Source organism: Streptococcus sp. A12 (assembly GCF_905372335.1).
Lineage (GTDB): Bacteria > Bacillota > Bacilli > Lactobacillales > Streptococcaceae > Streptococcus.
The window spans coordinates 1-24,355 of sequence record NZ_CAJPOU010000023.1 but is presented as its reverse complement, the minus strand read 5'-3'; the positions used below and the strand labels follow the sequence as shown (position 1 = coordinate 24,355).

30 protein-coding genes are annotated in these 24,355 nt (G+C 43.4%); 29 read left to right on the top strand and 1 reads right to left on the bottom strand.

The genetic code is table 11. The annotated features are described in order from the left end of the window. The 5 genes from gatA to QZ158_RS04725 all read left to right on the top strand — a co-directional run. The coding region (gene gatA, locus QZ158_RS04745) for an Asp-tRNA(Asn)/Glu-tRNA(Gln) amidotransferase subunit GatA (RefSeq protein ID WP_293882807.1) at positions 1-1,457 on the top strand (1,457 nt) is incomplete at its 5' end. Then, positions 1,457-2,899: an Asp-tRNA(Asn)/Glu-tRNA(Gln) amidotransferase subunit GatB gene (gatB, locus tag QZ158_RS04740; protein ID WP_009731563.1), complete on the top strand. Its 1,443-nt coding sequence runs from the start codon at positions 1,457-1,459 to the stop codon at positions 2,897-2,899. The genes gatA and gatB, both read left to right, overlap by 1 nt. 98 nt (positions 2,900-2,997) lie before the next feature. Further along, positions 2,998-3,378: a hypothetical protein gene (locus QZ158_RS04735; protein ID WP_293882802.1), complete on the top strand. Its 381-nt coding sequence runs from the start codon at positions 2,998-3,000 to the stop codon at positions 3,376-3,378. Positions 3,379-3,486: 108 nt separating this feature from the next. Beyond that, positions 3,487-4,527 carry a 2,3-butanediol dehydrogenase gene (locus tag QZ158_RS04730; protein WP_293882799.1) on the top strand — a complete coding sequence of 347 codons (1,041 nt, stop codon included), beginning with the start codon at positions 3,487-3,489 and terminating at the stop codon, positions 4,525-4,527. An 86-nt stretch (positions 4,528-4,613) separates the two neighbouring features. Next, positions 4,614-5,525, top strand: a complete 912-nt coding sequence (locus QZ158_RS04725) for an EamA family transporter (protein ID WP_293882796.1) — start codon at positions 4,614-4,616, stop codon at positions 5,523-5,525. A gap of 32 nt (positions 5,526-5,557) precedes the next feature. Here the strand turns inward: QZ158_RS04725 and QZ158_RS04720 are convergent, their stop codons facing one another. Then, positions 5,558-6,178: a TVP38/TMEM64 family protein gene (locus QZ158_RS04720; protein ID WP_293882793.1), complete on the bottom strand. Its 621-nt coding sequence runs from the start codon at positions 6,176-6,178 to the stop codon at positions 5,558-5,560. A 183-nt stretch (positions 6,179-6,361) separates the two neighbouring features. Here QZ158_RS04720 and QZ158_RS04715 point away from each other — a divergent pair, with 183 nt between their 5' ends. The 24 genes from QZ158_RS04715 to QZ158_RS04600 form a co-directional block, all read left to right on the top strand. Further along, the gene (locus QZ158_RS04715) at positions 6,362-6,889 is read left to right on the top strand and encodes a YqeG family HAD IIIA-type phosphatase (protein ID WP_045759146.1); all 528 of its coding nucleotides are present in this window, start codon (positions 6,362-6,364) and stop codon (positions 6,887-6,889) included. Between the two features lie 2 nt (positions 6,890-6,891). Beyond that, the gene (yqeH, locus tag QZ158_RS04710) at positions 6,892-7,998 is read left to right on the top strand and encodes a ribosome biogenesis GTPase YqeH (RefSeq protein ID WP_293882785.1); all 1,107 of its coding nucleotides are present in this window, start codon (positions 6,892-6,894) and stop codon (positions 7,996-7,998) included. A gap of 225 nt (positions 7,999-8,223) precedes the next feature. After that, positions 8,224-8,535, top strand: a complete 312-nt coding sequence (gene yhbY / locus QZ158_RS04705) for a ribosome assembly RNA-binding protein YhbY (protein ID WP_006595720.1) — start codon at positions 8,224-8,226, stop codon at positions 8,533-8,535. 21 nt (positions 8,536-8,556) lie between these two features. After that, on the top strand, positions 8,557-9,186 hold the full coding sequence (locus QZ158_RS04700) for a nicotinate-nucleotide adenylyltransferase (protein WP_293882781.1): 630 nt from the start codon (positions 8,557-8,559) through the stop codon (positions 9,184-9,186). Further along, positions 9,186-9,779: a bis(5'-nucleosyl)-tetraphosphatase (symmetrical) YqeK gene (gene yqeK, locus QZ158_RS04695; protein ID WP_293882778.1), complete on the top strand. Its 594-nt coding sequence runs from the start codon at positions 9,186-9,188 to the stop codon at positions 9,777-9,779. The genes QZ158_RS04700 and yqeK overlap by 1 nt, the downstream gene beginning before the upstream one ends. Then, on the top strand, positions 9,780-10,133 hold the full coding sequence (gene rsfS, locus QZ158_RS04690; protein WP_293882776.1) for a ribosome silencing factor: 354 nt from the start codon (positions 9,780-9,782) through the stop codon (positions 10,131-10,133). A 208-nt stretch (positions 10,134-10,341) separates the two neighbouring features. Then, the gene (locus QZ158_RS04685; protein ID WP_293882774.1) at positions 10,342-11,082 is read left to right on the top strand and encodes a class I SAM-dependent methyltransferase; all 741 of its coding nucleotides are present in this window, start codon (positions 10,342-10,344) and stop codon (positions 11,080-11,082) included. A 6-nt stretch (positions 11,083-11,088) separates the two neighbouring features. After that, positions 11,089-12,183, top strand: coding sequence for a nucleotidyltransferase (locus tag QZ158_RS04680; protein WP_293882772.1), 1,095 nt, complete (start codon positions 11,089-11,091; stop codon positions 12,181-12,183). Positions 12,184-12,432: 249 nt separating this feature from the next. Next, positions 12,433-12,687, top strand: a complete 255-nt coding sequence (locus QZ158_RS04675; protein ID WP_003014291.1) for a type II toxin-antitoxin system Phd/YefM family antitoxin — start codon at positions 12,433-12,435, stop codon at positions 12,685-12,687. Positions 12,688-12,690: 3 nt separating this feature from the next. Then, positions 12,691-12,945 carry a Txe/YoeB family addiction module toxin gene (locus QZ158_RS04670; RefSeq protein ID WP_293882768.1) on the top strand — a complete coding sequence of 85 codons (255 nt, stop codon included), beginning with the start codon at positions 12,691-12,693 and terminating at the stop codon, positions 12,943-12,945. A 174-nt stretch (positions 12,946-13,119) separates the two neighbouring features. Then, positions 13,120-13,836 (top strand): YebC/PmpR family DNA-binding transcriptional regulator, encoded by a 717-nt coding sequence (locus QZ158_RS04665; protein ID WP_293882765.1) that lies wholly within the window; start codon positions 13,120-13,122, stop codon positions 13,834-13,836. Positions 13,837-14,021: 185 nt separating this feature from the next. Next, complete coding sequence (locus QZ158_RS04660; protein WP_293882762.1) at positions 14,022-15,164, top strand: amidohydrolase; 1,143 nt, start codon at positions 14,022-14,024, stop codon at positions 15,162-15,164. Between the two features lie 128 nt (positions 15,165-15,292). Continuing rightward, on the top strand, positions 15,293-16,120 hold the full coding sequence (locus QZ158_RS04655) for an amino acid ABC transporter substrate-binding protein (RefSeq protein ID WP_293882759.1): 828 nt from the start codon (positions 15,293-15,295) through the stop codon (positions 16,118-16,120). A 32-nt stretch (positions 16,121-16,152) separates the two neighbouring features. Continuing rightward, positions 16,153-17,025, top strand: a complete 873-nt coding sequence (locus QZ158_RS04650) for a MetQ/NlpA family ABC transporter substrate-binding protein (protein WP_293882757.1) — start codon at positions 16,153-16,155, stop codon at positions 17,023-17,025. Between the two features lie 68 nt (positions 17,026-17,093). Then, a complete protein-coding gene (locus QZ158_RS04645) occupies positions 17,094-18,467 on the top strand; it encodes a M20/M25/M40 family metallo-hydrolase (protein WP_293882755.1) in 1,374 nt (457 codons plus the stop codon). Continuing rightward, positions 18,460-19,527: a methionine ABC transporter ATP-binding protein gene (locus QZ158_RS04640; protein WP_293882752.1), complete on the top strand. Its 1,068-nt coding sequence runs from the start codon at positions 18,460-18,462 to the stop codon at positions 19,525-19,527. The genes QZ158_RS04645 and QZ158_RS04640 overlap by 8 nt, the downstream gene beginning before the upstream one ends. Next, complete coding sequence (locus tag QZ158_RS04635) at positions 19,524-20,216, top strand: methionine ABC transporter permease (RefSeq protein ID WP_006595735.1); 693 nt, start codon at positions 19,524-19,526, stop codon at positions 20,214-20,216. The genes QZ158_RS04640 and QZ158_RS04635 overlap by 4 nt, the downstream gene beginning before the upstream one ends. A gap of 15 nt (positions 20,217-20,231) precedes the next feature. Next, positions 20,232-20,810: an MptD family putative ECF transporter S component gene (locus tag QZ158_RS04630; protein ID WP_293882748.1), complete on the top strand. Its 579-nt coding sequence runs from the start codon at positions 20,232-20,234 to the stop codon at positions 20,808-20,810. A gap of 17 nt (positions 20,811-20,827) precedes the next feature. Beyond that, on the top strand, positions 20,828-21,676 hold the full coding sequence (locus QZ158_RS04625) for an S-adenosyl-l-methionine hydroxide adenosyltransferase family protein (RefSeq protein WP_006595737.1): 849 nt from the start codon (positions 20,828-20,830) through the stop codon (positions 21,674-21,676). Between the two features lie 13 nt (positions 21,677-21,689). After that, positions 21,690-22,241, top strand: a complete 552-nt coding sequence (locus tag QZ158_RS04620; protein ID WP_126404725.1) for an ECF-type riboflavin transporter substrate-binding protein — start codon at positions 21,690-21,692, stop codon at positions 22,239-22,241. Between the two features lie 138 nt (positions 22,242-22,379). Then, positions 22,380-22,574: a helix-turn-helix transcriptional regulator gene (locus QZ158_RS04615; protein ID WP_048691669.1), complete on the top strand. Its 195-nt coding sequence runs from the start codon at positions 22,380-22,382 to the stop codon at positions 22,572-22,574. 28 nt (positions 22,575-22,602) lie between these two features. Continuing rightward, positions 22,603-23,082 carry a DUF6773 family protein gene (locus QZ158_RS04610; protein WP_293882742.1) on the top strand — a complete coding sequence of 160 codons (480 nt, stop codon included), beginning with the start codon at positions 22,603-22,605 and terminating at the stop codon, positions 23,080-23,082. Next, positions 23,083-23,574: a DUF6773 family protein gene (locus tag QZ158_RS04605; protein ID WP_293882740.1), complete on the top strand. Its 492-nt coding sequence runs from the start codon at positions 23,083-23,085 to the stop codon at positions 23,572-23,574. A gap of 150 nt (positions 23,575-23,724) precedes the next feature. After that, a partial coding sequence (locus QZ158_RS04600; RefSeq protein WP_293882737.1) for a rhodanese-related sulfurtransferase occupies positions 23,725-24,355 on the top strand: 631 nt, incomplete at its 3' end.

Genomic DNA, 24,355 nt, shown 5'->3' with positions numbered 1-24,355 from the left:
ACCATAAAACCATTGAAGAGTTGCACGACCTCCTTGTCTCTAAGGAAATTTCAGCTACGGAATTGACACAAGCGACGCTTGACGATATCAAGGCGCGTGAAGAAGCAGTCAATGCCTTTGTAACGGTGGCCGAAGAAGCTGCCCTTGCGCAAGCCAAAGCCATTGATGAAAAAGGAATCGATGCAGATAACCTCCTGTCAGGGATTCCACTCGCGGTCAAAGACAATATCTCAACAGATGGCATCCTGACCACTGCGGCATCAAAAATGCTCTATAACTATGAGCCCATCTTTGATGCAACAGCTGTTTCCAATGCCAAAGCTAAAGGTATGATTGTCATCGGAAAAACCAATATGGACGAGTTTGCCATGGGTGGATCTGGTGAGACTTCTTACTATGGGCCAACCAAGAATGCATGGGACCACAGCAAGGTGCCTGGTGGATCTTCTAGTGGTTCTGCTGCAGCTGTAGCTTCAGGGCAAGTCCGTTTGTCTCTTGGTTCAGATACAGGTGGTTCTATCCGCCAACCAGCTGCCTTCAACGGGATTGTTGGTCTCAAACCAACTTATGGAACAGTTTCCCGTTTTGGTCTCATTGCCTTTGGTAGCTCACTCGACCAAATTGGACCATTTGCACCAACGGTCAAAGAAAATGCCCTCTTGCTCAATGCTATTTCCAGCGAAGATGCAAAAGACTCTACTTCTGCTCCAGTCCGCATTACTGACTTTACTTCTAAAATCGGTCAAGATATTAAAGGTATGAAGATTGCCCTTCCGAAGGAATACCTCGGGGAAGGGATCGACCCAGAAGTCAAAGAAACCATCCTAAACGCTGCTAACCACTTTGAAAAATTGGGAGCAACTGTCGAAGAAGTTAGCCTGCCACATTCTAAATACGGGGTTGCCGTTTACTACATCATTGCTTCTTCAGAAGCCTCTTCAAACTTGCAACGTTTTGATGGGATTCGTTATGGTTTCCGTGCCGAAGATGCTAAAAACTTGGATGATATCTACGTGAACACTCGTAGCCAAGGCTTTGGTGATGAGGTCAAACGTCGGATCATGCTGGGAACCTTTAGTTTGTCATCTGGTTACTACGATGCTTACTACAAGAAAGCTGGTCAAGTCCGGACCCTCATTATCCAAGACTTCGAAAAAGTCTTTGCAGATTACGACCTCATTCTTGGTCCAACAGCTCCAAGTGTGGCCTTTGATTTGGATTCGCTCAATCATGATCCGGTTGCCATGTACTTGGCTGACCTCTTGACCATTCCAGTTAACTTGGCTGGTCTTCCAGGAATTTCAATCCCTGCAGGTTTTGCGCAAGGTCTTCCAGTTGGTTTGCAGTTGATTGGTCCGAAATATTCGGAAGAGACCATCTACCAAGCTGCAGCTGCCTTTGAAGCAACGACGGATTACCACAAGCAACAACCCCTTATTTTCGGAGGTGACAATTAATGAACTTTGAAACAGTCATCGGACTTGAAGTCCACGTTGAATTGAATACAAACTCAAAAATTTTCTCACCAACCTCTGCCCACTTTGGGAACGAGCAAAATGCCAATACCAATGTGATCGACTGGTCTTTCCCAGGGGTGCTTCCTGTCTTGAACAAGGGTGTTGTGGACGCTGGTATTAAGGCTGCTTTGGCCCTGAATATGGATATCCACCAGCACATGCACTTTGACCGTAAGAACTATTTCTACCCTGATAATCCAAAAGCTTACCAAATTTCGCAATTTGATGAGCCTATCGGTTACAATGGGTGGATTGAAGTGCAACTAGAAGACGGCTCAACTAAGAAAATCGGGATTGAACGGGCCCACTTGGAAGAAGATGCTGGTAAGAACACCCATGGAACAGACGGCTTCTCTTATGTAGACCTTAACCGTCAAGGGGTGCCATTGATCGAAATCGTATCTGAAGCAGACATGCGTTCTCCTGAAGAAGCCTACGCTTATTTGACAGCTCTCAAAGAAGTCATCCAATACACAGGTATTTCTGACGTCAAGATGGAAGAAGGATCGATGCGGGTCGATGCCAACATTTCCCTTCGCCCCTACGGTCAAGAGGAATTTGGTACCAAGACGGAGTTGAAAAACTTGAACTCTTTCTCAAACGTCCGTAAAGGTCTTGAATACGAAGTGGAGCGTCAAGCAAAAATTTTGCGTTCAGGTGGGATTATTCGTCAAGAAACACGCCGTTATGATGAGGCCAACAAGAGCACGATTCTTATGCGGGTAAAAGAAGGGGCAGCGGATTACCGTTACTTCCCAGAACCAGACCTTCCCTTGTTTGAAATCTCAGATGAGTGGATCGAAGAAATGCGTACGAAGTTGCCAGAGTTTCCAAAAGACCGCCGTGCTCGCTACGTGGCGGAGCTTGGCTTGTCAGACTATGATGCCAATCAATTGACAGCTACTAAAGTCACATCTGACTTCTTTGAAGCAGCCGTAGCCCTTGGCGGAGACGCTAAACAAGTGTCAAACTGGCTCCAAGGTGAAGTGGCGCAATTCTTGAATGCTGAAGGAAAAACACTAGAAGAAATCCAATTGACACCAGAAAACTTGGTCGAAATGATTGCCATCATCGAAGATGGAACCATCTCATCTAAGATTGCTAAGAAAGTCTTCGTTCACTTAGCGAAAAACGGTGGCGGTGCGCGTGAATACGTCGAAAAAGCTGGATTGGTACAGATTTCAGATCCGGAAGTCTTGATCCCTATCATCCACCAAGTCTTCGCAGACAATGAAGCAGCCGTAGCTGACTTCAAGTCAGGAAAGCGGAATGCGGACAAGGCCTTTACCGGCTTCCTCATGAAAGCAACCAAAGGCCAAGCCAACCCACAAGTAGCCCTCAAGTTACTTGCCCAAGAATTGGCGAAGTTGAAAGAAGAGTAATAGAGAAAAACTAGCCGAGAGGTTGGTTTTTTCTATCCATAAAATTGTGTTAGAATAGGAAAGACCATTACATATCAACTAGCATTAGGAGAAGTTACATGAACAAATTTTTAAGAGTCTTATTTGTCCTAGTTATCATCGCCATGTCTGGAGCCATTATTTTTCAGCTCTTCTTTCCATCCTATATGGGAAGTCATTCAGGATATGGTGTTTCTGTCGGTTGGCAGCGAGAGATTGGGATTTGGAATGTGGCAGTTCTTGTGATTCTCATTGCTGTCAATCTCAAATATGATTGGTTCTATCTTCGAACGGTACTATTGGCCTTGATCATTGGTGGGCTTGGGATTGGGACCAATCATTTATTTGCTTATCTCAACTATCATTTGCCAGTAAATGCTATTGGAGCTTTTGAAAATTATCTTCTTGTTCTGGGCTGGATTGTCGGTTGGAAATTAGAGTCATCTCGGACCGATAATTAAGATATTAACTGTCTGTTTCTTCTTGACAAAGTTTGTGAAAAGGTTTACAATATGGTTGTCGGGTTTCCTGAAAGGGAATTGCAATTCATGGAAAAATAGGAGAATCATATGGAAACAATGAAAGCTGCTCGCTGGCATGGCAAGAAGGACGTTCGTATCGAGGAAGTGGAAGTCCCTAAAGTACAACCTCATCAAGTAAAGGTTGCGGTCAAATTCACGGGAATCTGTGGAACAGACTTGCATGAATACTTGGATGGGCCAATCTTCATTCCAACAGAAGAGCATGTTTATTCTGGTCAAAAAGCACCCGTTACCCTCGGTCACGAGTTTGCTGGAGAAATTGTTGAGGTTGGAAGCGATGTGACTCGTGTCAAAGTTGGGGATCGTGTGACGATTGAACCAATTTTGGCAAAACATAACTTAATCGGTGACTACAACCTTGATCCAAACTTGAACTTTGTTGGTTTAGCAGCAGATGGTGGTTTTGCGAAGTATTGTGTGCTTGATGGTGATCTTGTGCATGTGATTCCAGATAGCTTGAGCTATGAACAAGCCGCTCTTACAGAACCTGCTGCTGTAGCCGTTTATGCAGTTCGTCAATCTGCTATTAAGGCAGGAGATACCGCGGTTATCTTTGGTTTGGGGCCTATCGGTCTCTTGATCGTGGAAGCTCTTCGTGCAGCTGGTGCTTCAAGAATCTATGCGGTTGAATTGTCTCCTGAACGTCAAGCCAAAGCAGAAGAGCTAGGTGCCATTGTTGTTCGTCCAGAAGAAGGTGAATCAATCGTTGAAGCCATTCATCGCTTGACGGATGGTGGAGCGGATGTGTCTTATGAAGTAACAGGGGTTCCTGTTGTTCTTGGGCAAGCTTTGGCAGCTGTCCATAAGGCTGGTGAGTGTATGGTCGTATCCATTTGGGAACGCGAAGCGAGCATCAATCCAAATGAATTCGCCATTCAAGAAAAGACCCTTAAAGGGATTATCGCTTATCGCCACATCTTCCCTAAAGTATTGGAATTGATGGAACAAGGCTACTTCTCTGCTGAGAAATTAGTTACTAAGAAAATCAAATTGGAAAATATTGTTCAAGATGGCTTTATCGAATTAACGCAAGATAAATCGCAAATCAAGATTTTGGTTGAGCCGTAAATTAGTATATTTTATGAATAAAACCAGTCCATTTGGGCTGGCTTTTATGTTACAATTAGGATGTAAATAATATTTGTGGAGGCAACATGTCTACATCTTTCAAAGGAACCTTGATGACTGTGATTGCTGGAATTGCTTGGGGGCTTTCTGGTGTTAGCGGGCAATATTTGATGGCACATGGTTTTTCAGCTATAGGGTTAACTAATTTTCGTCTACTTTTTTCAGGCATTGTCCTTATTATATTATCTTACGTAGCGGATAAAGAGAAGGTATTAGCCTTTGCTAAAGATAAATCTTCCTACCTCTCCCTTCTCGTTTTTTCATTTTTAGGATTGTTACTAACTCAATTGACCTATTTAGAGGCGATTGCAGAAACCAATGCTGGGACTGCCACCGTTTTGCAGTATCTCTGTCCAGTGGGGATTTTATCCTATACCTGTATCAAGGATAGAGTAGCTCCTACTCTTGCGGAAGTAGCTTCCATGCTTTTAGCGATTGGTGGCACATTCTTAATTGCAACACACGGTCAACTCAACCAACTGGCCATTAATCCAAAAGGTCTGGCTTGGGGAGTGGTTTCATCCTTTGCTTATGCTCTGTATATTGTCCTTCCTCTTAATTTAATTAAAAAATGGGGAAGTATGCTGGTGATTGGAGTTGGGATGGTCATTCCAGGAATTCTGATGATTCCTTTTAGTGGTCTTCTTTCTTTTTCTGGAAACTACAGACTGGATACCTTGATGGCTCTTTTTGGTTTGGTTGTTATTGGAACGATTTTTGCCTACACAGCCTTTCTTAAAGGAACTTCTTTGGTCGGAGCCGTAAAGGGAAGCCTATTAGCCTCTATTGAGCCAATTTCGGCAGTTTTCTTTGCCTTTATCATTATGAAGGAGCATTTCTTTATGATTGACTTCTTGGGTATGGGCATGATTCTGTTAGCGGTCCTCCTGATCACTCTAAAGGACTTCATTATTCAAAAAGAAAAAGGAATTCTATAAAAAAGATGCTGGGTGTTTGCCCAACATCTTTTTTACATCATTTGCCAGAAATAGTCGATGATATAGGTGAGTCCATAAGTGTAAATGACTAGAGTAATTGGTTTGCAGAGAATAATAATGGTCATATAGCGTTTAAAGGTCATATTGGTCAATCCAGCTAGCATGCAGAGAAAGTCCGCTGGACTGATGGGCCAGATCATCATGAAAATAAAGAAACGATCAAAACGCTTGCCTTCGTTGAGCCAATTGATATACTTGTCGTAAGTCTTCTGGCTGACCATAGACTGGACAAATTTAGGCCCGTACATTCTTGCGAGGTGGAAGATGATGGCACAGCCAATGACGATGCCGATGTAGTTGTAGATGGTCCCAACGATGTGGCCGTAGATAAAGACACCAGCGACAGATGTTAGAGCACCAGGAATAATAGGGACCACTGTTTGAAGGATCTGAAGAAAGATAAAGAGAGGTGGCCCGAAGATACCTGCTTGGAGAATAAAAGCCGACAAGGTTTCCTTGGATTGGAGAATGCCAGCAAAGTAGGCCCAGATACAGAAAGCAAGGGTTGCCAGGGCCCCGATGATGGAGGACCAATTGATGATTTTTTGGAGGAGAGGTGAGACCTCCCTCAATTTATTTTCTTTTGTAATCATAACTCTTCCGCATATTTTTTTCTTCTACTATACCACGTTTTTGGAACTTTGTAACGATTTTGTCTATTTTAGAGAATATCAAAGAGATAGAATGGGTCCTCTTACAAAGGGGAGACAACGAAGCAAGTGCAAAATACGTCTATTTATGCTACAATGAAGAGAATATAAAAAATGGAGAAAAACGTGTCAATCGAAAATTACAAACCAGATTTTGCGGTGGAAGCAGCCTATGATCTCACCGTTGCAGACTTGAAAAAACAAGGCATCAAGGCGGTCCTTGTGGATTTGGATAACACCTTGATTGCTTGGAACAATCCAGATGGAACTCCTGAGATGCGCCAGTGGTTGCATGATCTTCGTGATGGAGGGATTCGAGTTATCGTGGTGTCTAATAATAGTCCCAAACGGGTCAAGCGCGCTGTTGAGAAATTTGATATTGACTATGAAGCTTGGTCGCTCAAGCCCTTTACTTTTGGGATTGATCGGGCTCTCAAACGTTTCCACTATGAGAAAAATGAAGTGGTCATGGTCGGTGATCAACTGATGACGGATATCCGGGCTGCTCATCGTGCAGGCATTCGCTCGATTTTGGTCAAGCCTTTGGTCGAGCATGACTCCATCAAGACCCAGATCAACCGGGCGCGTGAACGCCGTGTCATGAAGCAAATGGCCGAAAAATATGGTCCAATTGTATATAAAAAAGGAATTTAAGAATGGAAGAATTATTCTGTATTGGCTGTGGAGCCCCCATTCAGACAGAAAATAAAGAGGGGCTAGGCTATACTCCCCAATCAGCTCTTGAAAAGGGCTTGGAAACAGGCGAAGTCTATTGCCAACGCTGTTTCCGTCTGCGTCACTATAATGAAATCATAGATGTGCATCTGACAGATGATGATTTCCTAAAGCTCCTTCACGAAGTGGGGGATAGTGACGCACTTGTGGTCAATGTAGTCGATGTTTTTGACTTTAATGGTTCTGTCATTCCTGGCTTACCGCGCTTTGTAGCAGGTAATGATGTCCTTTTAGTCGGAAATAAAAAGGACATCTTGCCCAAGTCTGTCAAGGATAGCAAGGTGACCCATTGGTTGATGGAGCGGGCCCACGAAGAAGGCATGCGTCCTGTCGATGTGGTCCTCACCTCTGCTCAAAACAAGAGTGCGATCAAGGACTTGATGGAAAAGATTGAGCAGTACCGCAAGGGACGTGATGTCTATGTGGTAGGTGTGACCAACGTTGGGAAATCGACCCTCATCAATGCGATCATCCAAGAAATCACTGGAGACAAGGATATCATTACAACCTCTCGCTTCCCAGGAACGACACTGGACAAGATCGAAATCCCACTGGACGATGGGTCCTATATCTACGATACACCAGGGATTATCCATCGCCACCAGATGGCTCATTACTTGACGGCTAAAAACCTCAAGTATGTCAGTCCTAAAAAAGAAATCAAGCCCAAGACTTATCAGCTCAATCCCGAGCAAACCCTCTTTTTGGGTGGTCTGGGACGCTTTGACTTTATCAAGGGGGAAAAGCAAGGTTTCACCGCCTTCTTTGATAACGAACTCAAGCTTCATCGGACCAAACTCGAAGGAGCGACCGTCTTTTATGACAAGCATGTCGGTGGCTTACTAACACCCCCTAACAGCAAGGAAAAAGAAGAATTTCCATCCTTGGTTTCCCATGAGTTTACCATCAAGGACAAGACAGACCTCGTCATCTCAGGACTCGGCTGGATCCGCGTCAATGGAGAAGCAAAAGTAGCCGTCTGGGCACCAGAAGGCGTCGCCGTCGTAAGTCGTAAAGCTATTATTTAAAAATTTGAAATAGAATGAAATTGAAGAGCGAACGAAGTGAGCTCAAATAGGGATCGTTATTGCCGTGGTGTAGTTGCCAATCGATAGATTGGCAAGGGCAAAATGGAGACCAAGGCTCCATTTTGAGGTAAGGAAATCCATTTTTCAAAGATGAGATCTTTGAAAAATTAGTTCCGGCCGTCCCCACCACTTAAAATAACGATCAAAAAATAAGGAAGTAAAAACATGACATTAACATCCAAACAACGGGCTTTTCTCAATAGCCAAGCCCACAGTCTCAAACCTATTATCCAAATTGGGAAAAACGGGCTTAACGATCAAATCAAAACCAGTGTTCGCCAAGCGCTAGACGCTCGCGAACTGATCAAGGTCACCCTCCTTCAAAATACGGACGAGAATATCCATGAAGTAGCGGAAATCTTGGAAGAAGAAATCGGTGTGGATACGGTTCAAAAAATTGGACGCATCCTCATCTTGTATAAACAATCAAGCAAAAAAGAAAACCGGAAGATTTCAGTCAAAGTAAAAGAAATCTAAGACATCTAGGAGAGCAAACCTATGGCAATTGAACTATTGACTCCCTTTACCAAGGTAGAGTTAGAGCCAGAGATCAAAAACAAGAAACGCAAGCAAGTTGGTATTTTGGGTGGGAATTTCAATCCGGTCCATAATGCCCATCTCGTGGTTGCAGACCAGGTCCGCCAACAATTAGGCTTGGACAAGGTCCTTCTCATGCCAGAATATGAGCCTCCGCATGTGGATAAAAAAGAAACCATTGATGAGCGTCATCGCCTGAAAATGCTAGAACTAGCCATCGAAGGGATTGAAGGGCTAGAAATCGAGACGATTGAGCTAGAGCGTAAAGGGATCTCTTATACTTACGATACGATGAAGTTGCTCAATGAGCGAGACCCAGATACAGACTATTACTTTATCATTGGAGCTGATATGGTGGACTACCTGCCAAAATGGTATCGGATTGACGAGCTAGTGGAGATGGTCCAGTTTGTCGGTGTTCAACGTCCCCGTTACAAAGCGGGAACTTCTTATCCAGTGATTTGGGTCGATGTTCCCCTGATGGATATCTCTTCAAGCATGGTGCGAGAGTTTATCGCTCAAGGTCGGACGCCCAACTTTATGTTGCCAAAACCAGTCTTGGACTATATCAAGGAAGAAGGTTTGTATTAATGACCTATGAAAACTATCTCGGCTTTTCTCGAGAGGTCTTGCTCGAAAAAATGGGCCAAATCCTTCCGGAAAAACGCCTAACTCACTGTTTAGGGGTTGAGAAGGCTGCGCGTGACATAGCTAAGCGCTATGGGGCAGATGAAGAGCAGGCTGGCCTAGCCGGTCTATTACATGACTACGCCAAGAAATTATCAGATCAGGAATTTCTGGACTTGATCGATCGCTATGAGCTGGATCCAGCATTAAAAAACTGGGGCAACAATGTCTGGCATGGGATGGTCGGGATTTATAAGATCCAAGAAGATCTTGGACTAACAGATCCAGCCATTCTTCGCAGTATTGAGATTCATACGGTTGGGAGTGGACAGATGTCAACCTTAGACAAGATTGTCTATGTAGCAGATTATATTGAGCATAACCGGACCTTTTCAGGGGTGGATCAAGCGCGGGAAATCGCCCAGGTCTCCTTGGATCGTGCGGTGGCCTATGAGACGGCTCGCACAGTCGAGCACTTGGCCCACCAAGGATTACCCATTTATCCCCAAACCCTTGAAACTTATAATGCCTTTGTGAAGTATTTGAAAGAGGACTAAATGAAAGAAAAAGAATTACTTGAACTTGTTGTTAAAGCTGCCGATGAAAAACGTGCAGAAGATATTGTGGCTTTGGATGTTCAAAGCTTGACCAGTGTGACGGATTACTTTGTTATCGCAAGCTCTATGAACAGCCGTCAGTTAGAAGCGATCGCAGAAAATATTCGCGAGAAAGTCGTTGAAGCTGGGGGCAATGCCAGCCACGTCGAAGGTGACTCAGCAGGAGGTTGGGTCCTTCTTGACTTAGGTGGTGTGGTGGTCCATATCTTCTCAGAAGAAATGCGTGCTCACTATAACCTAGAAAAACTATGGCACGAAGCAAATGCTGTCGATCTTTCAGCAGCCCTAGCATAAGCAGGTAAACTCAGTTGGTAGCAACTGAGTTTTGTTGGTTAAATTGAAATTCTATGGAAAGAAAGGATGGGGCCTCGTGTTAAGTTAGTTTGGTAACGGAACACGAGCTAAAAACTATGAGAAAAAGAGTAACTTCCTTTGTATCTGACGATACGGCAGAAAGTTTCCTATTTTCTCTTTGCTTTTAACGCTCTTTGTATCTTGATTTATGGTGACTTATGAAACGTTTGCGGCGGTCTATGATGCGGTCATGGATGACAGTCTGTATGATTTGTGGACGGATTTTTCCCTCCGCCATCTCCCAAAGACAAAAGATAAGAAAAAATTGCTGGAATTAGCTTGTGGGACAGGGATTCAGTCTGTCCGCTTTTCCCAAGCTGGATTTGATGTGACAGGGTTAGACCTGAGTGCTGATATGCTGAAAATTGCTGAAAAAAGAGCAACTTCAGCCAAGCAAAAGATTGATTTTATCGAGGGCAATATGCTAGACCTGTCGCAAGCGAGTACCTACGATTTTGTGACCTGCTACTCTGATTCCATCTGCTATATGCAGGACGAGGTGGAAGTAGGAGATGTTTTCAAAGAAGTCTACAATGCTCTTAATGAAGATGGTATCTTTATTTTTGATGTCCATTCGACCTACCAGACGGATGAGGTTTTCCCGGGCTATTCTTACCATGAAAATGCGGAAGATTTTGCCATGCTCTGGGATACCTATGAGGATGAAGCCCCTCACTCGATTGTCCATGAGCTGACCTTCTTTGTCCAAGAGGAGGATGGCACCTTTAGTCGCCACGATGAAATCCATGAAGAGCGGACCTATGAGGTCTTAACTTATGATATTTTGCTGGAGCAGGCTGGCTTTAAATCTTTCAAATTGTATGCAGACTTTGAAGATAAGGCCCCAACAAAGACCAGTAAACGATGGTTTTTCGTAGCGCAGAAGTAGGACAGCATGACAGTTACAGGAATTATTGCAGAATTTAATCCCTTTCACAATGGGCACAAGTACCTGCTGGAACAGGCAGAAGGGCTGAAAATCGTTGCCATATCTGGGAATTTTGTTCAACGTGGCGAGCCTGCCATTGTAGACAAGTGGATTCGCGCGCAGATGGCTTTGGAAAATGGAGCAGACCTGGTGGTCGAGCTCCCCTTTCTCGTAGCTGTTCAGTCGGCTGATCATTTTGCCAAGGGAGCGGTGGAGATCTTGTCCCGTCTGGGAATCGACCAATTGGCCTTTGGGACAGAAGAGGTCTTAGATTACCAAGCGATTGCAACTGTTTACTCTGAGAAAGAAGTGGAAATGGAAGCTTTCTTGCGAAGCCTTCCTGACGATTTATCCTATCCACAGAAGACCCAAAAAATGTGGGAAACCTTTGCTGGGGTGGAGTTCACAGGGGATACTCCCAACCATATCCTGGGCTTGGCTTATGCCAAGGCTTGTGCTGGGAAGGGGATTGCGCTCAAGCCTATTCAACGCCAGGGTGCAGGCTACCATTCAGAAGAAAAAGAGGTGGCCTATGCTTCTGCCACTAGTCTACGCCTGCACAAGGAAGATCAGGACTTTGTCGCTAAATTCATGCCCAATAGCCAACTCTTTCAGTCGGCTCCGCAGGTGTCTTGGGAGGATTATGACCAACTGCTCCGTTATCAAATCCTAACCCATCCGGATCTGACACAAATTTTTCAGGTCAATGAGGAACTGGCCAACCGGATAAAGGAGGCCGTTCGAAGTGCGAGTTCTGTGGAAGACCTGGTGGAGAAAGTCGCAACCAAGCGCTATACCAAGGCGCGTGTGCGCCGCATTTTGACTTATATTTTAGTAGGTGCAAGAGAAGAAATCTTGCCGACCGCTATCCATGTCTTGGGTTTCACTGAAAAAGGACAGGCCCACCTCAAGTCACTAAAAGGTCAAGTGGACTTGGTGACGCGGATTGGTAAGGAACCTTGGGATGTCTTGACCCAGCAAGCAGACCAAGTCTATCAATTGGGCCATCCCCAACTACCGGAACAAACCTGGGGTCGGGTGCCGGTGAGAGTGGAAAAATAAACGGTCTTACGCTCCCCCTATGCCCACATAACAAAGACATCTTTGTCACATATGGCAAGAAGTTTTATGATATACGGAAACAGTGTTTATCTACTGTCTAAAAATTCCTTTTAGACAGTAGATTTTTTTTACCAAATTTAGAAGCTTTTTTACGAATAATTAGGTAGAGAGGGAAAACTTGTACAAGTTCCTGACAAGTTTTTCTTTTTCATGTATAATAATAGAAAAGAGGTAGAATGAGGTATGGTCATGGAAGCAGTCGTTTATTCAACATTCCGCAATCATTTGAAGGATTATATGAAAAAGGTGAATGATGAGTTTGAGCCTTTGACAGTCGTGAATAAGAATCCAGACGAAGATATTGTGGTTATTTCTAAGAGCGAGTGGGACAGCCTACAAGAAACCCTAAGACTAGCTCAAAACAAGGAATTGTCAGATAAGGTCTTGCGGGGCATGGCAGAAGTCCGAGCTGGTCAGGTTCAACTCCATGAGATTGAGGGGTAACGGATGTTACTCAAGTTTACAGAAGATGCCTGGAAGGATTATTGTTACTGGCAAAGTCAGGACAAAAAAACACTGAAGCGGATTAATAGCCTGATTAAGGAGATCCAAAGGGATCCATTTGTAGGAATTGGTAAACCTGAACCCTTGAAATATGACTTTCAAGGAGCATGGTCAAGGCGGATTGATGCAGAAAATCGCCTGATTTATATGCTAGATGAGTCAGGTGTCGCTTTCCTCTCTTTTAAAGACCATTACTAAGTTTCTAATAGAGAGTCTTTTTTATAGTTAAACGAGCTATTTAAAGTTTCCACCTCATAGAAAATTCCCATGAATTTCCCCGTTAAAAATAGAAAAATCTAGTCTAATGATGACGATTTGTGATATAATGTTAAAGATTGAAAATAATATGAACCAAACACAAGGAGAATCCTCATGGGACGTAAATGGGCCAATATTGTAGCCAAGAAAACTGCCAAAGATGGTGCTAACTCAAAAGTATATGCGAAATTCGGTGTAGAAATCTATGTAGCCGCAAAAAAAGGTGAGCCAGATCCAGAATTGAATACTGCTTTGAAATTCGTTATCGACCGTGCTAAACAAGCGCAAGTGCCAAAACACGTGATTGATAAAGCGATCGATAAGGCAAAAGGAAATACAGGCGAAACCTTTACAGAAGGGCGTTATGAAGGATTTGGACCAAATGGTTCTATGTTGATCGTTGATACCTTGACGTCAAACGTCAACCGTACAGCTGCCAATGTCCGTGCGGCTTTTGGTAAAAACGGCGGTAACATGGGAGCTTCAGGTTCTGTATCTTACCTCTTTGACAACAAGGGAGTCATCGTCTTTGCAGGTGACGATGCGGATGCTATCTTTGAACTCTTGCTTGAAGCAGATGTGGATGTAGACGATGTGGAAGCAGAAGAAGGAAGCATCACTGTTTACACTGCTCCAACTGACCTTCACAAAGCGATTGTTGCTTTGCGTGAATCTGGTATCGAAGAATTCCAAGTAACTGAATTGGAAATGATTCCTCAATCAGAAGTTGAGTTGTCGGGTGAAGATTTGGAAACCTTTGAAAAACTTTACAGCGTTCTTGAAGATGATGAGGACGTGCAAAAAATCTACACCAACGTAGATGGATTCTAATAGAAATAGACCTTTGAAGATAATTTCTTCAAAGGTTTTTTTCTTCTAGCGTGGCTTTTTAAGGAGCGAGTATGAAGTAATAAAAAGTGATATAGCCCCTGGCTATAACTGAGAGAAAAAAATAGGAATTAGACGAATAGGGGAGGCAGTGATAGAATAGAACTATGCTAGAAAGGGGACGAGAAATGGAATCATTATCCTATGAACATCTAGTGCCCATTCGGCATTATGTGCATCAGCATCCAGAGTTGTCTGGACAAGAATACCAAACCACAGCTTATCTCAAAGCCTATTTGGAAAAGCTAGGTGTACGCATTTTAAACAGTGGATTAAAAACTGGTCTGATTGCTGAAATCGGAAGCGGCAAACCGGTCATTGCCCTGCGCGCAGATATTGATGCCCTCCCGATTCAGGAGAACACGGATCTCGATTACCAAAGCCAAAACCCTGGTGTCATGCATGCCTGTGGCCATGATTTCCACCAGGTGAGCCTCTTAGGGGCTGCAGAAGTCCTAAAGGGTATGGAGGCTGACTTAAAGGGAACGGTTCGGTTAATTTTTCAGCCGGCTGAAGAGACTTCTGAAGGAGCATCTGCGGTATTAGCGACCGGACTCCTCGAAGATGTCCAAGCCATCCTTGGATTTCACAACATGCCGTCATTGCCTGCGGGTCAGTTGGCCCTGCGTCCAGGCGCTATGATGGCAGGAGTTGAAAAGTTCAAGGTGACTGTCACTGGAGTGAGCAGTCATGCGGCTCGACCGGATCTCGGTTTGGATACGGTTGTAGCGATTACTAGTATGGTCCAGCAGTTGCAGACCTTGGTCTCTCGTACGGTTTCGCCATTTGAGACAGCTGTCCTATCGGTGACCCATATCGAAGCTGGTTCAACCTGGAATGTTCTTCCCAAGTCTGGTTACTTTGAAGGAACTATTCGAACCTTTAATCCAGATCTCCAGAAACGCCTCAAGGCGGATTTCATTCGCGTGATCGAACAGATCTCTAACAGTACCGGAGTCATGGTCCAATTTGATTGGGGCAAGACACCACCGGTTACCTATAATGATAAGGTCTTGGCTAAAAAAGTCTTTCGCTGGTCCAAGTCTTTCGCAGAAGTTGTGGAGGCTCAGCCGTCGACAGCGGGTGAAGATTTTGCCTTCTATCAAGAGAAGATCCCGGGAGTCTTTGCTTTTATAGGATCCAATGGTGCAGCGGATGCACCGGATCTCCACCATGATAGCATGGTCATAGATGATGCTGCTTTTGCGGTATCAGTTCCATATTATGTTGAAAATGCCCTCGCTTTGCTGGAAAAATTCTCAACCAAATGAGAGGTGATAGATAAAACCTATCACCTCTATAAAGAAAATATAATACCCAAGAGTTAGGAATTTTGATATGATGGAAAAAGCTGTTTTTTTACAGAGGAATAAACAATTTTAATGAAAAAGGAGAACAAATGAAGTTGAATAAATTCATCAAATATGTTGGTTTGAGCCTTATGGGCTTAGCTGCAGTTGGGACTTTGGTAGCCTGCTCATCCAAGTCATCAAGTAAATCAAGTGGAAAACGGACCATTGAAGTCGCAACGGTTGGAACAACCAAACCCTTCACCTATGATAAGGATGGGGAATTGACTGGTTACGAAATCGAAGTCATGCGTGAAATCTTTAAAGGATCAGATAAGTACGAGGTCAACTTTAATAAGACAGAGTGGTCTTCTATCTTTGCGGGCTTAGACGGAGATCGTTATCAAATCGGTGTCAGCAACCTTAGCTACGATAAAAAACGTGCGGAGAAATACTTGTACCCAAATCCTTACGCCAAGAATCCAGTAGTCTTAGTGGTGCGTAAAGATTCAGGCATCAAGTCATTGGATGATATCGGCGGCAAGTCTACAGAAGTTATCCAAGGAACTTCTACAGCGAAACAATTGGAAGCATACAATGAAGAGCACAAGGATAATCCGACAGAACTCAAATATACAGATGGGACTATCCAATCTATCCTTGCTAATTTGAGCGATGGCCGTTCAGATTATAAGATTTTTGAACGTTTGACAGTTGAAGCCTTGATCAAGGACCAAGGGTTGGATAATTTGGAAGTGATTGAACTTCCAAGTGATCAACAACCATATGTATACCCAATCCTTGCCAAAGGTGAGAAAGAATTGGAAACCTTCGTCAACAAACGGATCAAAGAGTTGTACGAAGATGGGACACTTGAAAAATTGTCTAAGAAGTACTTTGGTGGAACTTTCCTTCCAGAAGCTTCTGATATTAAATAAGGTTTTTTAAAAACATCATAAGGAGAAAGAACATGAAATTAACAAAACTTTTTGGTGTAGCAGCTCTTGCTACCGTTGCAACCTTTGCTTTGGCAGCATGTGGGTCTTCAAACTCATCAAAATCATCTGATAAAGATGGTGTGACAACTGTTAAAGTTGGGGTGATGAACTTAAGTGATACAGAAGAAGCACGTTGGAAAGAAGTGCAAAAGAACTTAGATGATGCAAAAGCAAACATCAAATTGGAATTCACTCAGTTTACAGACTACTCACAACCAAACCAAGCTGTTCGTGACGGGGATGTGGATATCAACGCTTTCCAACATTACAACTACCTTGAAAACTGGAACAAAGAAAACAGCGCAGATCTAGTTTCTGTAGCAGATACTTATATTGCGCCAATCCGTCTTTACTCTGGTACAAAAGATGGGAAGAACAAATACACAGATGTGAAAGACATTCCTGAAAAAGGAACCATTGCAGTACCAAACGACCCAACAAACGAAAGCCGTGCTTTGTATGTATTGGAATCAGCTGGTTTGATCAAGTTGGATACAAAAGATGGGGAATTGGCTACCATCAGCAACATCAAAGACAATCCAAAGAACTTGACAATTTCTGAGTTGGACGCTTCTCAAACAGCTTCTTCACTTCCATCAGTTGATGCTGCAATCATCAATAACACCTTTGTTCGTGAAGCAGGTATTGATTACAAGAAAGCTCTTTTTGTAGAAAAAGCAAACAGCAACTCTAAACAATGGTACAACTTGATTGCAGCTAAGAAAGATTGGAAATCATCTGATAAAGCAAAAGCAATCGAAGCTATTATTAAAGCCTACCATACTGACAACGTGAAGAAAGTCATCGAAGAATCTTCAGACGGTATGGACCAACCAGTTTGGTAATTGAGAGGATGAATAGAGAGGTGGAGAAGGTTTTCTCTACCTCTTATCGTGTATAGTAGGAGGAAATGATGTCCAATCCAAGAGAGACAGAACAAATACGCAAATTTGAAAATGATGAGGTCGCTCAGCATTATTTTGAAGTCCTAAGGACTCTCATCTCCAAGCGGTCTATCTTTGCCCAGCAGATTGGTTTAAAAGAAGTAGCAACCTACCTGGGAGAAATCTTCACAGCTGCGGGGGCTAAGGTAACTGTGGATGACAGCTACACAGCACCATTTGTTATTGCTAAATTTGTTTCGCCTAATCCGGATGCGAAGATCATCATTTTCTACAACCATTACGATACAGTTCCAGCAGATGGTGACCAACCTTGGACGAGTGATCCCTTTACCCTTTCGGTCCATTACGGGACCATGTATGGTCGAGGGGTAGATGATGACAAGGGGCATATTACAGCACGCTTGACGGCTATTCGAAAATATATCCGTGAAAATGGCGACCTCCCGGTTAACATTACCTTCATTATCGAAGGTGCAGAAGAGTCCGCTTCGACCGATCTAGATAAGTATCTAGCCAAGCACAAAAAACACTTGCGTGGGGCAGATCTTTTAGTCTGGGAACAAGGAACTCGTAATCAACAAGGGGAACTGGAGATCTCCGGTGGAAACAAGGGGATTGTGACCTTTGACATGGTGGTCAAAAGTGCAGATGTGGATATCCATTCTAGCTATGGTGGAGTGGTGGAATCAGCATCTTGGTATCTGCTCAATGGATTGTCCAGTCTTCGAGATAAAGACGGTCGCATCCTGGTGGATGGCCTCTATGACTTGATTGAGGAACCTAACGAGCGGGAACTGGCCTTGATTGATCGTTATGCCAATAAAACGGCGGACGATGTGACAGAAATCTACAATCTCCAATTGCCTATCTTAAAAGATGAACGAAGTGAGTTCTTAAAACGTTTTTATTTTGAGCCAGCTATGAACATTGAAGGCTTGGGAACAGGGTATCAGGGACAAGGCGTCAAGACGATTCTCCCTGCAGAAGCTCGAGCCAAGATGGAAGTTCGGTTGGTGCCAGGATTGGAGCCTAAACAAGTCTTAGAATTGATTCGTGCTCAGTTGAATAAAAATGGCTTTGAGAAGATTGAACTTATTTTCACACTAGGGGAAATGAGCTATCGGAGTGATATGAGTGCGCCGTCCATCCTCAATGTGATTGATCTGGCCAAACGCTTTTATCCAGAAGGGGTCTGTGTCCTTCCGACAACTGCAGGCACTGGTCCCATGCATACGGTCTTTGAGGCCTTGCAAGTTCCAATGGCTGCCTTTGGTATTGGAAATGCCAATAGTCGAGATCATGGTGGGGATGAGAATGTGAAAATTGCAGACTACTATACCCATATTGAATTAATTAAGGAGTTAATCACAAGTTATGAGTAAAGAAATTATCAAACTGGACCATGTCGATGTTACCTTTCATCAGAAAAAACGGGAAATTATAGCCGTGAAGGATGTGACCATTCATATCAATGAAGGGGATATTTACGGGATTGTTGGTTATTCTGGAGCGGGGAAATCAACTCTTGTACGGGTCATCAATCTCTTGCAAGTACCGTCAGCAGGTACTATCACTGTAGATGGCGATGTCATCTATCAAGACCAGGTGACCTTGAATGCTGCGGCTTTACGCCAAAAACGCCGAGACATTGGTATGATTTTCCAACATTTCAATCTAATGGCCCAAATGACCGCTGCTGAAAATGTGGCCTTTGCCCTTAAACATTCAGACTTATCTAAAGAGCAAAAGGCTGAAAAAGTAGCCAAGTTGTTGGAACTAGTTGGTCTGTCAGATCGGGCGGACAACTATCCTGCTCAATTGTCAGGTGGACAAAAACAACGGGTGGCGATTGCGCGTGCGCTCGCCAACGATCCAAAGATCTTGATTTCTGACGAATCAACATCCGCACTAGATCCAAAAACGACCAAACAAATCCTTGCTCTTCTGCAAGAGCTGAATCAGAAGTTGGGCTTGACAGTGGTCTTGATTACCCATGAAATGCAGATCGTTAAAGACATTGCCAATCGGGTGGCGGTCATGCAAAATGGTGAATTGATTGAAGAAGGCTCTGTTTTAGACATCTTCTCTAATCCTAAGAACGAATTGACACAAGACTTCATCACAACTGCAACAGGAATCGAGGAAGCTATGGTGAAAATCAACCAGCAACAAATTGTTAAGAAATTGCCGGCTGATTCTGTTTTGGCCCATTTGAAATATTCTGGTTCGGTGACAGACACAGCGATTATCAACGATATTTATAAACAGTACCAAGTGTCTGCTAATATTCTACACGGAAATATTGAAATTTTGGATCATACCCCTGTTGGTGAGTTGGTTGTTATCCTTACTGGGGAAGCAGCGAATCTAACTGCAGCACAGCGGGATCTACAAGCAGCAGGTGTTTCTGTGCGTGTCTTAAAAGAAGGGAGTAATGCATGATTGACTTTATTCAAACCTATCTACCAAATGTTTACCGGATGGGCTGGAGTGGCCAAGCTGGATGGGGAACAGCGATTTATCTGACCCTTTACATGACCTTTATCTCTTTTGTGATTGGTGGTTTATTGGGACTCATTGCAGGATTATTATTAGTCTTGACAGCACCTGGTGGGATTATCGAGAATAAATTGGTTTTCCATATCTTGGATAAAATCACTTCCATCTTCCGTGCCATTCCATTTATCATCTTGCTAGCCTTGATCAATCCCTTTACTCGTATGATTGTCGGAACTGGGATTGGTCCTACAGCGGCCTTAGTTCCCCTATCTTTAGCTGTCTTTCCTTTCTTTGCTCGTCAAGTTCAAGTCGTTTTGTCTGAATTGGACCGTGGGGTGATTGAAGCAGCCCAAGCCAGTGGCGCAACATTTTGGGATATTGTTGGTGTCTATCTTCGTGAAGGTCTTCCAGATCTGATTCGTGTCACAACTGTTACCCTTATTTCCTTGGTTGGTGAAACAGCCATGGCGGGTGCGATTGGAGCCGGTGGTCTCGGAAATGTGGCTATTTCCTATGGTTACCAACGCTTTAATAATGATGTTACCTTGCTAGCAACCTTCTTGATCTTGCTTTTGATTTTCTTTATTCAGTTTATCGGTGATTTCTTGACCAAGAAAATTAGCCACCGGTAAGGATGGGATAGATACATGAAAATAATACAGAAACATCAGTTTAAGCAGGTTGCAGCCTTTGCAGGCTTGTATTTTCTTGCCATTGGCTTAGGCGTCCTACTTGGAAGTCTGGTAGACAATCGAGGAAATATGTTTTATGCTCCCGCCTTCTCCGCCCTGGTTGGTGGAGGGATCTATCAGGTCTATGTTGAGAAAATTCAACGAACAGGAGCCATTCTAGTCGTTGCTCTTGTGATTGGTGCTTTTTTCCTTTTCACTCGTCATGGAGCTGGAGCTTTCCTGCCTGCTCTTGTTGGAGGGCTTTTGGCAGAATTGGTCGCAGGCTGTGGCCACTACCAGTCGAAGTTAGGCAATGCGGTGTCTTTCCTCCTCTTTTCCTTTACGACGACAGGGCCTATCCTTATGATGTGGTTCCAACCAGCTAGTTATCGTGCTTCTTTACTAGCTCGTGGGAAGTCGATGGATTATATCGAACGCGTTATGGTACCGTCGAATATGGGAACGGTGAGTTGGTTTTTACTGACCCTTCTTCTTGGAGCTCTGCTAGGTTATCTTCTTGGATACTTGGTCTGTCAAAAACTAAATAGAAAATAACATGATGGAGAAGAAACATGCACAATAATTTACTAGTTCTTCAGTCAGACTTTGGTCTGGTAGACGGGGCTGTCTCTGCTATGATTGGGGTTGCTTTAGAGGAATCACCCACCCTTAAGATTCACCACTTGACCCATGACATTACCCCTTACAATATCTTTGAAGGAAGTTACCGCCTCTTTCAGACAGTGGACTACTGGCCAGAAGGGACAACCTTTGTTTCGGTGGTCGATCCGGGTGTTGGTTCTAAACGAAAGAGTGTGGTAGCTAAAACGGCGAAGAATCAATACATTGTCACTCCGGATAATGGGACTCTCTCTTTCATCAAGAAACATGTAGGGATTGTTGCTATCCGTGAGATTTCAGAGGTGAAGAACCGCCGGGCCAATACAGAGTTTTCTTATACCTTCCATGGGCGTGATGTCTATGCCTATACAGGAGCTAAGTTAGCCAGTGGGCATATCAGCTTTGAGGAAGTGGGACCAGAACTCAGTGTCGAACACATTGTAGAAATCCCTGTAGTGGAAACGGTTATGGAGGACAATCTTGTCAAAGGAGCCGTTGACATCTTGGATGTACGCTTTGGTTCTCTTTGGACCTCGATTACCCGAGAAGAATTCAATCATTTGGAACCTGAATTTGGGGAACGCTTTGAAGTGACTATCTATAACAATGATATGCTGGTTTATCAAAACCAAGTAACCTACGGCAAGTCTTTCGCCGACGTGCGGATTGGACAGCCAATCCTTTATATCAATTCCCTCTACCGTGTTGGTCTTGCCATCAACCAGGGATCCTTTGCCAAGGCCTATAATGTAGGAGTTGGGGCTTCTTGGCATATCGAAATTAGAAAAATGGAAAATTAATAGGAGATAAAATATGAAACAAAAACAAGCTTTTACAATTAAGGATGTTGTAGCCATCGGGGTTGGAGCGGCCCTCTTTGTGGTCATTGCGATGATCCCAATTCCAGCGCCAGCTCCAAATACAAACATTCAGTTGCAATACGCTCTACAAGCCCTCTTTAGTGTGGTCTTTGGTCCGATTGTTGGTTTCTTAATGGGCTTTATCGGTCATGCTATTAAAGATGCGATGACTTATGGCCTCTGGTGGACTTGGATTATTTCTAGTGGTTTGTTTGGACTCTTTGTTGGTATCTTCCGCAAGCAAATCGGTAACCTAAAAGGAGAAGTGACCAAGAAAGAATTGATCGTCTTTAACGTCGTACAAGTCATTGCCAACTTGCTTATTTGGGGATTGATTGCTCCGATTGGGGATGTGATGATCTACAAAGAAAGTGCCAACAAGGTCTTCCTACAAGGTGTTGTAGCAGGTTCTGTCAATGCTTTAGTGGTAGCTATTGCAGGTTCACTCCTCTTGATTGCCTATGCTCGTACCCAAACAAAAGACGGAAGTTTGTCTAAAGATTAATCATAAATAAGAAGATAAAGTCTGGGAAACCAGGCTTTTTTGTTTATCAAAAATATTTTTTGCAAAATGTAAGATATATGTTGCAAAATAGAAAATATAGTGTATAATAGAGCTATAAAAACAAGAAAGGAAAAGCATGTGACGAAAAATCTCAAATTAAAAATGGCCCGGGTCGAGCATGATATGACCCAGGGGGATCTTGCAGATGCCATCGGGGTGACACGTCAGACCATTGGCCTGATCGAGGCAGGGAAGTACAATCCAACCCTCAGCCTCTGCCTAGCTATTTGTAAGACCTTGGATAAGACGCTGGATCAACTGTTCTGGGAGTAACAGTTTTAACAATAGAAAGAGGAAGTATATGAAACAAAAGAAAGAACCAATTGTAAAAGATGAACGGACCATGTTGATTGATGGAAAAATTGCAGGGGAACTTGTTCTAGGAATGACCTGCTTTATCGCCTTATCAGCCTTTGTGAAAGCTAGTATTCTGGACTTAGCCCTAGTAGCCTATATACCCGAACTTATTCTCTTGATTGTCATGGGAGTTTATGCCTTTGTCAGAAGGATAAGCTCAGGGATCGACATTCGAGATATGTTAGAAAAAGATAGCTGGTTCAGCCGCATCGGGGCAGGCGTCTTATTTGCCTTATTTGTGATCGCAACAGATGTGATTGGGAAGCGCGAAACAATGAGCTTTATCTTGAGTCCCAAGTATCTGCTCAAAATCGTCCTTGCCATTTTAGTCTTTGCTCTTTTGACTTATCTGTTAGAGAAACCACTAGCCTTTATCAATCGGAAAAAACAAAAGAAGATCGAGGCAGAGTTAGAGGAGGAATAAATGAGAGTACAATTGTTGAACAAACAAATTATAGATGAACGAGAAGAAGGACTGGCCAATAAGGCTGGTGCTGAAACGGCTAGTTTTCTGTTCCTTGCCTTAGCGGTTTTTAGTGTGGGATCTATGTTTACGACCAATCCTGGACTGAGTCCAATCCTGGTCGTGACCTTACTCATTGTTTCAGGATTGTATTATTCAGTTCGTTGTCAACAATTGGGTGTACGGTTTATCAGCTATAGTTACCTCAATCTAATGGGGATTATTACTGTAACTTGTGTTCTCTCCTTATTCATCTGGGCTCAAAATTTTCAATTAAACCAAGCAATCTATCACAATAATCCCTTTCATTCAAAATTTTTGCTGGTGCTTCCTATCACATTTCTCCTAAATCTTCCGATTGTATGGGGGATGAATTCCCTTGTGAAGCTCCTAGCAAAAGTAGAGAAAAAACGCTATGAAGCCTATTTAGACCAGTTGGAAAAGGAAGAGTAGGTAGTTGGAACCTTATTTTCGTCGTGTAAAAGTCTGGAACCCCAGACTTTTATTTTTCAGTCAAATAAATTGCATTCGTTTTCTCGGGAGAGTATACTGGTATAGTTGAATGAAAAATTCTGATAATTTAATCTTAGAAAAGAGAATCTTATGGCAAAACCTATTCGTGTTTTACTTTACTATAAATATGTTCCCATCGAAAACGCAGAACAATTTGCGGCTGATCACTTGGCTTTTTGTAAATCAATCGGGCTCAAGGGCCGTATCCTAGTCGCTGACGAAGGAATCAACGGGACTGTTTCTGGTGATTACGAAACGACGCAAAAATACATGGACTATGTTCACAGCCTTCCTGGTATGGAAGACCTCTGGTTCAAGATTGATGAGGAAGAAGAGCAAGCTTTCAAGAAGATGTTTGTTCGCTACAAGAAAGAGATTGTCCACCTTGGTTTGGAAGACAACGATTTTGACAACGACATCAACCCACTTGAAACAACAGGTGCTTACTTGTCTCCAAGAGAATTTAAAGAAGCCCTCCTAGATGAAGATACAGTTGTTCTTGATACTCGTAACGACTACGAGTACGACCTTGGACACTTCCGTGGGGCTATTCGTCCAGACATCCGCAACTTCCGTGAATTGCCACAATGGGTCCGTGATAACAAGGAAAAATTCATGGACAAACGAGTTGTCGTCTACTGTACTGGTGGAGTCCGCTGTGAGAAATTCTCAGGTTGGATGGTGCGTGAAGGCTACAAAGATGTCGGTCAATTGCACGGCG